Raw genomic sequence first — 12,476 nt, 5'->3', positions numbered from 1 at the left:
ATCAAAAAAAGCCTCCGTTTTGCGGAGGCTTTTCTTTGGAATGAAAATACCCTTGCTAACCCCAATATAGATCTATTCCCCACAGCATGGAGCCGGTCCCCCGCTGTTGAGATAATTGATCAAATACGCCACATCCAGAGTATTAATTATCCCGGAGCAGTTGACATCCCCCAGTTTCAAGATCGGTACCGGGGGCGGACCGCTCGTTGTCAGGTAGCTGTTCAAATAAACGATATCCGACGAATCAATGGTTCCTGAATTATCCACATCGCCTCGACGCAGACATAGGGCCACCTCATAGGCGTCGGCCCGGCCGTAACCGTACGATGAATCATGAGGCGTAAAAGAACCCCAGGCCAGCGAAGTGTCGGCTGTCTTGCGAATCAGGCTGTCGACCTGCAAACTGGAATAGGCCGGTTTCCATTCGAGGATCAAGGCACATATCCCCGTCACCTGCGGCGCCGCGAACGAGGTCCCGCTCCAGATCCCCCACTTGTACTCACCGGCCAGGGAGCTGTACACGTTGACTCCCGGTGCGCAATAATCGATATATGCTCCGTGATTGGAGAAATCCGCCGGGTAATCCAGGCTGTCAATGGCCGAGACCGCAATCACTCCGGTGTATGAGGCCGGATAGAACGGTGTGGCGGTGTTATCATTGCCGCATGAAGCCACCATGGCAATTCCTGCTTCGTACGCCTCGCCCACCGCATCAGCTATTGAGGTGTCGCTGGAGTATAAACCGAAACTCATATTAAGCACATCGACACCGTCTTCAATCGCCTGGTAAATGGCCGATGATACATCGAAACTGCTTCCGACACCGTCGTCATCGAAAGCACGATACGGTATAACCCGGCAATTCGGGGCCACCAGCCTGATGATTCCGGTTACGAATGTCCCGTGTCCATAAGCGTCACCCGTTTCCTCGGCCGCACTGCTGTCATCATCGACATAATCGTATCCCATGTCGGCAAATGTACTGTCCAGGGTCGTATCGGAAGTAATACTGTCGATATAGATAAACAACGGATGGTAATACTCAACCCCGTTATCGATAATCCCGACCACCACATCCCGCCCGGTTGCCAGCATATTGGCCGAATCCGATCCGACATTGCCCTCACTCTGTTGCTCATAATAAGCACTCGGACTGGATCCTTCCAGGTAAATGGGATTGCTCTGATCGGGAAAAATATCACTTCCCTGGTTTACTTCGGGTAATGCTACCCGGTAATTGGGCCGGACCGATATAACCCCGGAATTATGCTTCAGGGCATCCCTGATTTCATCAAATGTATAATCACGGGGAAACGAGATGAGATATATATTTTTCTTACATGGATCGCTCTTCAGTACCCGGCCGTCAATATCACCTGCCAGATCATGTACCGACTTGGCGGCTTCAAGATTCACAATCGCTTGACCGGGAATGGCCGCCGGATGAATCTGGATTACATCTCTTTGGCCGGCCTCCCCGTTATGCCACGGAAAGGCGACCAGAGATACGAATAAAAATAACAACACCCCCAAAGCCGAAAATTTGATATTGCTCATGATTAGACTCTCCCTGCTAAATGCCAAGCAAAACGAATGAACTCCAAAACGCGGGATTATCGGTGATATCAATGATCCTGTTGACCGCATTTTGATAAGCACTGTAAACATTCCCCACTTTAGCCAGAGTCTTATAGAACTCTATCATAAAGAGCATACTCAGCTTATCAGAGACCGGCCATAACGATGCCAGAACGTGTTGACTTCCGGCCTGGTAAAATGCCTTGGCGAGACTGAAAGAATTGCCGTAGTAAAGACCGGGGGCGGCTGTCTGACATCCCGACAAAGTGACCAACCTGGCCCGTACACCAGATTCAAATAAATCGAACGGATAAAACGGCCCGTCACCCATCAGAATCATCGAAAACAACGGATTCTCCGATGATCGCGAGGCGTGCGCGGCTATGTGCACAAAACCATCAACCTCCTTCAATTCCTCCGATAAATTATGACAGCTGGCCGTCTTGTCTAAATACAGCCGGGATTTCTCAAACAATTTGTTGATCTCGTTTGCTTCCCTGTCAATCGACGGCAGTGAATCGGATGATACCGCAAAAATGGCATTCCTGGTCTTTACCATCCGATCATCGGAAACCAGCCGACGTTTCAAATCCCCCGGATTCACGAGAATCCGGATATCATATTTGTCTTTTAAATAAATCCCGGCCTCATCCCGCAGGGCAATCAGCGGAATTTGCCCGAAACTGCTGTCGGTAATAGCGATTACTTTGCGGCCGGAAAGATAAGACTCTACCGGTCGGAATATCCTGCGATAAAGCAACTCCAGATAATAATCGGCAATCTGCCGGGTGCGATCGACATCTCGTAATCCAAAAACCGATTTCTCAAAAATGAAATGAAGCTTGCGAAGCATTACTTCCAATTCCTCACGAGTGATATCGAACCTGACAAAATCGATCTTATCGGCTGCGGCGCAAAAAGCCCCCGACATCGCTCCCGAAGAAAAGAAACTGACCATTGTCTCGTCTTTCTGCAATAACCGGCGGGGATCAAATTCCGCGGATGTCTTCCGCCTGACCTTTTTTTCATCGGGATACAGACTGGCTCTTATTTTACGCTCGTTATACCACAATTTCTGTTCGATTGAATAGTAGGTGGCCATATTTCCGGAACTGCGTTGTTCACCGGGCGCGGTTTGACTGAGCCGTTTCAGGGCGGCCCGGAGCCGATCGCGTTTCTCCAGGAGTTCAGCGGGAACCTCCGCCTGAATCTTTTTTTCAAAAGCCGATTTTTGATTGACCAGCTCGATCCCCTTCAGACTGGTAATGAACGATTCGCGCGTCCGTCCCAGCCGCAAAAGACATTCGACCGCCATTCGGTAACAATCATATTTGTCTGTCATGAAGAAAAATCGAATTTCATCGGGGTAAAGGCCGGATAACATTTTCTCCACCTCCGTTATGGCCTTTTTAAACATGGCATATGCCTTATCATATTGACCGGCGGTATAATAGCCCTGGCCGAGCGGATAATAGAGATTGTATTTCTGGTAACTCAACAGACGCATTTTCAGAAGACGTTTCGACACCCGATCTGCCCGGGCCATATCGCCGGAGCATTGATACGCCTCGACCATCGTGATCTCGGCGTCTATCCGCCTTACCTCGTCACCACTCCTCCGAAAATAACTCCTGGCTTCCGTCGCCGACTTGATGGCCGGACCATACTTCCCCTCGGCCTGATAAAGACGACTTTCGGCAATACTGACCATCCCCAGCCATAACACATTTCGCTCTTCCTCAAAAACCCTGACAGCCTGTTTCAACATCCGGGAAGCCCGATCATAATCGCCCACCCGGATCAGGGCGTCGGCCGCGAAATAATATGTCTTGGCCATTTCATAGGGCATACCATACTTCTTCAAGCGGGGGATCAACGTCTCGGCCAGAAGTATAGCCGAACCATACTGATTCAATTTGGCGTTTATTTCAACCAGGTCGAGAAGTAAAATCACCGATGGCCGGACTGAACCAAGCTGCTCCATGCGATCGTTGGTTCGCTCGAACATGGTCAAAGACTCGGTGTAGCGATTTCCCAGATACAATAGGTAGGCCAGGGCCGATTCCGCCCTTAATACGGAAATTTCCATACCTGCTTCATGATACAACGCCGCGGCACACCGGTATAATGTTTCGGCTTTTCTGATCTGGTTCAGGTTGGCATAAACATTGGCCCGATTGAACTCGGTTATGGCCAGCTGATACCCGCCGGTTTTAACGAAAATTTTCCTGGCCCGGTTGTAATACCTGAGTGCCATGGGATTGTTATCCATGCGATGATAAATATTTCCGATATTGACCAAAACCTGCCCGGCGTCTTCAATAAATCTCTTCCGTCGAAAGAACCGCAGGGCCATCCGCCCGATTCTCAGAGATTCGTCATACTGCCCCAGATAATTGTAAACATCGATCAATCCCTTGTTGAGCCGCGCCACGGCTTCCGTATTGCCCGCTTTCTCATGCATCTCCCGGGCCCGGAGGTAATATTTCAGGGCCGCCCGGTAATTGGCTTTGAAATTATTGTACCGCCCGATTATCTGATATAACCGCGGTTTGTATTGCTGCGGCAGGTACTTAAAAATCTGTTTGGCATCATCCACACACTCACCCATCTTTTTCATATCAGCCTTGATAATGTGATTAAGGCTGATATCAACGTCAGTCAGAAATTTGGCGATATCACCGCCATGTTTCCTGGTGATATAACGCTCCAGGACCTGCCTGTTTCTGAATTTGTGAAACTGCCCGATACTTATCATAATTCGAATGTTACAGCGCCGATTTTCTTATCGCCGGACATTAAATTGAGAGTATAATTCCCGATCGGTATCCGCGCGAAACGAAAGAGGTTGTACCGATCGGCCTCTGATTCAATAACCGCCTTTTTTGATTTAAGTTTCACTCCGGTCACCCGGCTTTCTTCCGATCCGGTTATCTGACCGATTAGTTCATATGAATCGGTTGTTACCGGGTAAAGAGATATATCAAGATCAAATCGACCGACCTTGTATGTTAACCTGCGATTATCAATCCTGGCCGGTCTGACTCCCTGGGGGAGAGGGAGAACTTTGGAATCATAAACATTAATTCCATAACTGAAGGTCTTTTCCTTCAGACTACGGCGATAATCATTGAAAACTCTTCTGGCCAGTTCCAGGGCCGAAACCCGAATCTGGCTCCAATCCGTCCCGCTTCCCTCGGAGTGAAGCTCCCGGATAATATCAAAAGTCTCTTTCAGGCACTTATCGGATGCCAGTCGCCTGCAAAGATCGTCTTCTTCCGAGGCGGAAAGTTCCCCGGCCAGATACTTGTAGAGAACCTCATCATTCATATAATCATTCTGCATTTCAATCCCCCGTATTACTGCTTAATCTGTCCCCCGATCCTTCACCGTCAATTATCCCCCGCTGTTTTAGCATTCCGCGAAGACGGGCAATTATCCGGCCCCGCATCGGGCCGATCGATGATTTGGGAATCCCGAGCGTCCGGGAAATCTCCCGGTAATCGAGCTTGCGCCGGTCAAAAAATAAAAGCTGGATTAGCCGGAATTCCTGATCCGGCAGAGTCACTATCGCCTCCCACAAAGCATCGCTGTCCAGCTTGGCTTCCAGTATCTCGTCGGGCTGATCCCGTCGGGAATCATATAATTCATACGCCACCGGATTTACCAAACGCTTGAATAACCGCTCCTTCCGATATAATGACAGGATTTCATTTCTGGTTATCGAAGCGACATAACTCATTATTTTCTCCGGTGACCTGATATTTTTCAGATTATCCAGAAGTTTCAGACTGACCTGTCCGTAAATCTCAAAAATCTCCTGATGAGATAATTTCATCTTCCGGCAGATCAGAAAAACCTCAAGATGGACTCGATCAATTAGTTTTATCCAGGCCTGTTCGTCGCCATCCTGACATCGTCTAACCAATGATGCTAAATCAATGATGCTGTTCTTACTCACTTGGTTATGCGCAAAATAAATCGTTTGGATTGATTCGGTTTGGGGGATACCTCCTCTGCCATAAGCCCGATCCGGTCCCGATTCCACCCGGCTTCTACCGATGGCCCGAAGATATCAATCACCTGCTTTTACAATCAATCACCTCTCTGCCTTAAGACATCCTTTGGATGCCGGTGTTATTTCGTAAAATCGACCAATTTATTATTATTTCCATATTCTGCCCGCAATAATTAATATCCGCTTTTAGCACACTCAATCAAGTTTTCGGCCAAAATCGAATTATCTCGAAAATTGATAATCATATACTCGTAACCGCCGAAAATTCCGATTGTTCGTCTACACCCGCACCCAACGGCCCACAAAACATTTTACAGATCACAATGGATTAATAAACAGGATGTGACTATAGTGAAATTTCTTCAAAATACGGAAATTAACTACCTCCCCCGCCCCCTTGCTCCTCTGCCCCCCCTGTCCAAGTCGCTTCCTGATACAACTCAATGCCTTTGTGACCTCCACCACTATGACCAATAGCGTCCCGATAAAATACAAGAAAACTGAAAAAATTCAGACATCCGGCCCTTTTGTCTGAATCCAGGGAAATTGTTGTTTAAACAGGATACGGCCGGAAATTCATGTGTCTTGTAATATACATTTGGACAACAAGATAGGCTGGCGCGGAAGACGGGGCTACTCGTTCTGATATTTTTTCATTTTTTTGTAAAGATGTGATCTCTCCAATCCCAGACGACGGGCGGCCTCAGTTATATTACCGCCGTGACGCTCGATTGCCGATTGAATAAAATCCCGTTCAAAATCAGCTGCCGCCTCTTTTAGGGTCATCGGACGATCCTCCCGGTAATGCGGTAAAAGCGGCGAAATATCCTTAGCCTCGATTAACGACCGGGGACAATAAATATTAATCCGCTCCATCAGGTTTTTCAATTCCCGGATGTTACCCGGAAAAGGAAATCCCATAAGAAGTTGCAGTGCCGAATCGGACACTTCCTTTTTTGCCGACCCGGTTTCGGAAGCGAATTTATCAAGGAAATAGCCGGCCAGAAGCGGAATATCGTTGCGCCGTTCTCTAAGTGGAACAATCCGAAATTGAACCACATTAAGCCGATAAAGTAAATCCTGACGGAATTTATCCTCAGCCACCAGCTTATCGAGATCCTTATTGGAAGCGGCGATTATATTGCAGTCGAAAACGAGTGGTTTATCGGCTCCGACCGGGGTTATTTCGCCGGTTTCGATAGCCCGGAGGATTTTGGCCTGGGCCTCGGGCGACATCTCACTTATCTCATCCAGGAAAATCGAGCCCCCGGAAGCCTCCAGAAAACGGCCCTTGCGCGGTTTTCCGGCCCCGGTATAAGCCCCCTTGATATGCCCGAAAAGTTCCGATTCGACCAGTTCGGACGGCAAGGCGGCGCAATTGACCGCCACAAAGGGACCATCAGGATGTCGTCCATGGCGGTGAATCAAATGAGCCACCAGTTCTTTGCCGGTTCCGTTCTCCCCCAGGATTAAAAAACGCGATGCTTTCGGGGCCGATAAAGTAATCTCCTCTTTCAATTTCCTGATCGCCGTCGACTCTCCGATAAATTCGCCGTACACCCGCAGGCTGAGACGATCTTTCTCATTCCTGAGAATCATGGACCGGCCGACATTGTCAATGGTGATCAGGACCCGGTCAAGCGATAGCGGTTTTTCGATAAAATCATAAGCTCCGGCCCGGATGGCCTCGACCGCCATATCGATGTCGGCCTGCCCCGAAATCATAACCACCGCCTGATTTTGTCTCTGCGGCCTGATTTCCTTGAGAAGATCGATTCCGTTACCATCGGGCAGCATCACATCAAGCAGGATCAGATCGAATTCAGCAGTATAAAACTTCTTCCCCTCAGTATAATTTTCGGCCGTGACTGTCTCATGCCCTCGTCTTTCCAGGGCCGCCTTGAGCGAGGAGCGAATCCCCGGCTCATCGTCGATAATCAATATCTTAGCCATCGTTTCGGGGCAGTTCAATTAATACCCCGGCCCCTCCTTCCGCCCGGCTGTAAATTTCGATCCGGCCGCCGTGATCGTGCACAATTCTCTGGCAAATCACCAGTCCCAATCCCGAACCATCTTTTTTGGTGGACACGTACGGCTGAAAATTCTGGGCGAGAATTTTATCGCCGAAACCGGGTCCGCTATCCTCGACCCTGAAAACGATTCCTTCCCCGTTATCGGTAATAGTGACCGTCACGTTCGTTTCCGGACCGCTCTCCAGTCCGTTCTTGATCAAATTGACCAGAACCTGCCGGATAGCCTCCGGGTCAAAGCGGCAGGCCTTATTTCCGACTTCATTATGGATAGTCAAACGCCGGGATTCAATATCATGCTGATATAATTTCTCCAGGCTTTCGATAAGTTTGTTCACCCGGACATCTTTTATCGCCGGAGCGCTCATCCGCGCAAAATCGACAAATTCGTTTAAAAGTTTTATCAGGCGGTGTATTTCATTCTTGATAGTTGCCGTCGTCTCCTCAAGAGTTCGGTCGAAATCGGGTAATTTCTCATGGTACGATCGCCGGAGATCATCAACCGAGATTTCAATCGGGGTCAGCGGATTTTTTATCTCGTGAGCCACTTTCTGGCCCATTGTTTTCCAGGCGGCGATTTTCTCGGTAACGGCCAGCTCTCTCCTGAGATTTTTGAGATTGGCCATCATGGTACTGATCGAATCGGCCAGTTCCGAAAATTCCCCTTCCTCGTACGCCATCACCGGTGTGGTAAAATCCCCCCGGGCCGCTCGCGCTGTGGCTGTTATCAGATTATCTATCTCCCGCTTGGCCCGCCCGGTGATATACATTCCCAGAAGGATCGCGATCACGACCGCTCCCAGGGCTACCAGCCCGGTAGCGGTTAAAAGCGAACTGACCAGCGGCCGTTCTCCGCCGAATTTGAGAGTATGCACCAGAAAAAATCCCGAGTTGCCACCGCCCGCCATTAAAAAATAATAGGCACCATCCTTTTCATACAAGCGGCCTTTGTCCATACTCCCAAATCCCATAACTGCCGGCATTTCCTCATCCTCGAAATACAGCCTAACCTCACCCGGCATCAACCCTCCCGCCAGATTGCGGAATTCCTCGTCAAGATACCGTCCGGTATACATCAGGATATTTTTATCGATCGGCAATATATAAGCCAGCGCCGCATGAACCCCGCTGATATCGTATTCCACCGTTTCCGCCAGGCCGCTGTCAATCCGGTTATTTTCATGCACCGGTCGTCCCAAAAGCCCCGGTCGATGAGCGCTGGCCAGCACCACGCCGTTGGAATCGATCATCTCCAGAAAATCGAAACCGGTCATTCCGGTGGTGATATCGGCCCGCGAAGCCCGGTTCGATTTGATCATGACAGCCGCCTTTTTAATAAACTCCGATTGTCCCAGATCAATCACCCGATCCTCGAATTCCCGGCCGAAGGCGTCCATGAAACGAGACGACCGTTCCAGGGCCCCTGCGGCGGTATTCTGATCAGCCGATTCCAGTTGCCGAACGGAACGAAAATAGATGACCGACATGATTAAAAGCGGCGGAACCAGCGCGATTAATATCAGGTAAATGCGGATACGGCCGGTGAAGGTCATGGCTGTCTCTCTTTCTGGTTCGCCATCGGTTTGATCAGGTACAGCGGCCGCAAGTCAATAGATCCGTCTTCATCGAATCGTCCTCCCTTAAGATAATCCTGACCCACAAAATATAACGACGGACGGTACAGCGGGAAAAGACCGAAATCCTCTTTGAATCCCCGGTCAGCCAGATGAAAATAATACTCCCGCCCCGATTGGCTGTTGGCCAGACGGCCCAGCTCGATATAATTGCCGATAACCTTGATATTCTCCTTTGATGTTTTATCCGAGATTCCGCCTGCCCCGATTAGTCCCAGTGCCGATTGCATCCCCGATTCGCTTTTCCCGCTCAGCATCGGAATAAACATCACGATCATATCGTAATCATCACGCCCGAATGCGATCTCGGTTTTAATCCGGTCGCGGGACAAAACATCGGCGAAATACTCCGCTGTCTTAAGCAGTTTCGGATCGGCCGCCGCGATTTTCAGTTTCCGGGGGCGTTTGTCCAGGACCGTCAGAAGAACCTCTCCCTTTTCCGGGTCATACTCGTAAAAACGGTCGCATCCGGAATCCGAAGGATACAGGCAGTTGCACGGCTCCAGCCCGTCACCGTCGAATAGTATCTCCGGATTCTTCGGGTTATACCGATAGTACAATGAAGTCGTCAGCAAGCCCTTGTCATTGGCCGCCCTGGAAATATCCGGGGCCAGGACCGCAATATAAGGCGCCGGGGCGCTGATTGCTTTATATCTCTTCCCGGGTGCATCATAGTTGCGGTACGACACGAAAGCCTCGATCTCCCCGGTCTCGAAAGCGATCAGCATCTCGGTGTAATTGCCGTACTTCTTTATAACCAGACGGTTGCCGGAATTGGTTGCTGAAATCGTAGAATCGGCCGCCGATGAATCCGGCGGAAACAGCATCGGGAATTTGTCCCCGCCGTACAATTTCGGAAATTCGCTGATCCCGATCGTAATGGTCGCGCCGGTATCGATCTCGGCGGTCTCGATCACCGCCCGGCATAGCCCGATCTCGACCGTATCGAATATCCCCCCGGTCGGATAGCTGTAAGAAACGCCGATCATGGAATGCTCGATCAATCCCCGGTAAATCAGGCTGTCACCCTTATAGATCAAAAAAAGATGGCCGGGATAAAGATCCGCCTCCTCGCCATAGGGGAAATAAAGACGGTCCAGCTTATACTGCAAAATCGGGCCGATCACCTCGGCTGTCCCGAAGGCCGCCAGAAGCCCGACCAGAATCAGGCCGTATACTATTATATATATATTCGGATGTCGCATCATAATTCACCGGATTATACAATTAACTCGGCCGCATAATATTATACAAGCCTTTTTTGATTATCGGCCCTTATGTGTCAAAAATGACACATTTAACCCGTTGATTTTCATAGCCTCTCTTAATTCAATCTGAAATCTGTGTCAAAATTGACACAAAAAGGCATTTGAAAAACCCGCCATAAGCCAGTTATATTATTACACGACAACAAGATAATAAAGATGGCATGGCCCTTGATATGTAATCAAACCGGAAGAAATGAAAAACCGGAAAAAACCTTAAAATTAAAGGAGGACACCATGTCACACAAAATTTTCAAAACCGCCATCACGGGTCTTTTGATCCTGACCGCCGCCGCTTTTATCGGATGTAGCGGCGATGATGACAACATCAAAACCTCGGCCGTCAACCAGGTTGTGGCCGATATTTCCGATTCCATCGCCGAGAAAGTGGTCGATGCCGCTTTTGCCTCGGCCGTTCCCGAACCAACCCTGCTCTCCGGGAAGCACCAGGGCGCCATCATGGATATCGCTGATCTGCTGATTGTCGATTCGGTCGCCTATGCCGTGTTCGATGGCGGCTTGATCGTTTATGATTTCAAAATCGACACTTTCCAGACCATCAGTAGCGGCGAAAAAATCAACGCCATCGCCATGCATGACGGGCAGATCTATGTCGGCGGTAAAAACCTGTTTATCGTTCATGATAACGGCCTCGAAACGGTGGCACTCAAGTTCGAATCCGAAATCAAGGCCCTCCACTCTTTCAACGGGCAGTTGATGATCGGCACCGGCCAGGGATTGTATGTCCGTTCCGCCGACAACTACGATGTCGTCCGCGAGGATATCGACGTCCGCGCCATGGTGACCGATGAAAGCGGGCTGTGGGTCGGTACCAATGGCCAGAGCATGTACCGGATGGAAGGCGGCCAATTCAAAAAGAGATTCCTGCTTCGTGACAGCACCATCTTCGACAAGGTCAACACTCTCGACTTCAACAACGGCTATGTTTATGTCGGGACCGATGAGGCGCTGTATATCTTCGATGGCGGCGCCTGGGAAACCCTGACTATCGAAGACGGTTTGCCGTCGAACACCATCCGTGATATCGATGCTTCGGGCTGGGTGATCTATGTCGCCACCGAGGCCGGGGTGATCGCCTATTACAACGGGGATTTCATGCCGGCCCGCAGGCTCGAGGATAAAGTCGTCAACAGCGTGCAAAAATTTCATGGAAAACTGATCGTTGGGACAGACAGCGAGGGGCTTCTCATGAAATCGGGGGCTTTTCTGAAAACACTGGTGGGGCCGAATGATGGGGGCGATGAGCCGGTCCGGCCGGCCGATGAGGCTTTCACCATGTTTAACAACTGATTCACTCAACTCACTCACTGGGGGGGATTCTTACTTACCGAAAACCCTCCGGGCCTCCCCGGCCCGGGGGGTTGCTTGTATTATCGATCCTGATCAAACAAAGAGCGGCTTCTTTTTCAGATAAATAAAATATTCCGGTGGCGCACCCCTTGGGGTGCGAGCCTGTTCGCCGAGACTGATTTCGTGAGTGGCCGCCGAGTAGGTAATGATAGGTAATGCGCCCCGCGCTCCTGACTATTAATTACTTGCAAATTCGCCTGTCTCCAATTTCGCGGGCGGCAGACGCCTTCGTCTGCCCGGCATTGAATCATTCCCACCCCTTTCATATCATTAACATTCGGTTTTTTGTCATTCCGGAAAAAACCTGTCATTCCCGCTTCTTTTCATGTCATTCCCGACCCGATCGGGAATCCATCTTAATTATCCCCTCTTGAGAGGGGTGGATCCGCCGGAGGCATTTATGCCGCAGGCGGAGACGGGGTGTGTTATCCAACCCGCTTTACACGCCCCCAAATCCCCTCTCGAGAGGGGACTTTGAACCATATTGTCGGCGGCAGACGCCTTCGTCTGCCCCGTTTGATTTAACAAAATGCATGGCTGAGTAGCTCAAAGCCTTGCACTCCTTATTATTTCTATTTTT

At 49.8% G+C, this 12,476-nt stretch carries 8 protein-coding genes; 1 reads left to right on the top strand and 7 read right to left on the bottom strand.

Going from position 1 to position 12,476, the window contains the following annotated elements:
- Positions 1-72 precede the first annotated feature (72 nt).
- From JXQ28_01660 to JXQ28_01630, 7 genes are all read right to left on the bottom strand, one after another.
- Positions 73-1,557 (bottom strand): S8 family serine peptidase, encoded by a 1,485-nt coding sequence (locus JXQ28_01660; protein MBN2276427.1) that lies wholly within the window; start codon positions 1,555-1,557, stop codon positions 73-75.
- Positions 1,558-1,573: 16 nt separating this feature from the next.
- On the bottom strand, positions 1,574-4,336 hold the full coding sequence (locus tag JXQ28_01655) for a CHAT domain-containing protein (protein MBN2276426.1): 2,763 nt from the start codon (positions 4,334-4,336) through the stop codon (positions 1,574-1,576).
- Entirely contained in the window at positions 4,333-4,923 is a 591-nt protein-coding gene (locus JXQ28_01650; protein ID MBN2276425.1) for a hypothetical protein, read from the bottom strand. Before JXQ28_01650 ends, JXQ28_01655 begins: the two co-directional genes overlap by 4 nt.
- 1 nt (position 4,924) lies before the next feature.
- Positions 4,925-5,539, bottom strand: coding sequence for a sigma-70 family RNA polymerase sigma factor (locus JXQ28_01645; GenBank protein MBN2276424.1), 615 nt, complete (start codon positions 5,537-5,539; stop codon positions 4,925-4,927).
- 690 nt (positions 5,540-6,229) lie between these two features.
- A complete protein-coding gene (locus JXQ28_01640) occupies positions 6,230-7,567 on the bottom strand; it encodes a sigma-54-dependent Fis family transcriptional regulator (protein MBN2276423.1) in 1,338 nt (445 codons plus the stop codon).
- Positions 7,542-9,179, bottom strand: a complete 1,638-nt coding sequence (locus JXQ28_01635) for an ATP-binding protein (protein MBN2276422.1) — start codon at positions 9,177-9,179, stop codon at positions 7,542-7,544. The genes JXQ28_01640 and JXQ28_01635 overlap by 26 nt, the downstream gene beginning before the upstream one ends.
- Positions 9,176-10,468: a hypothetical protein gene (locus tag JXQ28_01630; protein ID MBN2276421.1), complete on the bottom strand. Its 1,293-nt coding sequence runs from the start codon at positions 10,466-10,468 to the stop codon at positions 9,176-9,178. The genes JXQ28_01635 and JXQ28_01630 overlap by 4 nt, the downstream gene beginning before the upstream one ends.
- Positions 10,469-10,762: 294 nt before the next feature.
- Between JXQ28_01630 and JXQ28_01625 the strand changes: the two genes are divergently transcribed.
- Positions 10,763-11,836 carry a hypothetical protein gene (locus tag JXQ28_01625; protein MBN2276420.1) on the top strand — a complete coding sequence of 358 codons (1,074 nt, stop codon included), beginning with the start codon at positions 10,763-10,765 and terminating at the stop codon, positions 11,834-11,836.
- Positions 11,837-12,476: the final 640 nt, after the last annotated feature.

The sequence above is a fragment of the Candidatus Zixiibacteriota bacterium genome, from assembly GCA_016933955.1.
Lineage (GTDB): Bacteria > Zixibacteria > MSB-5A5 > GN15 > PGXB01 > JAFGTT01.
Note: the sequence above shows the minus strand (reverse complement) of the source record. Positions and strands in the feature narration are given on the sequence as shown.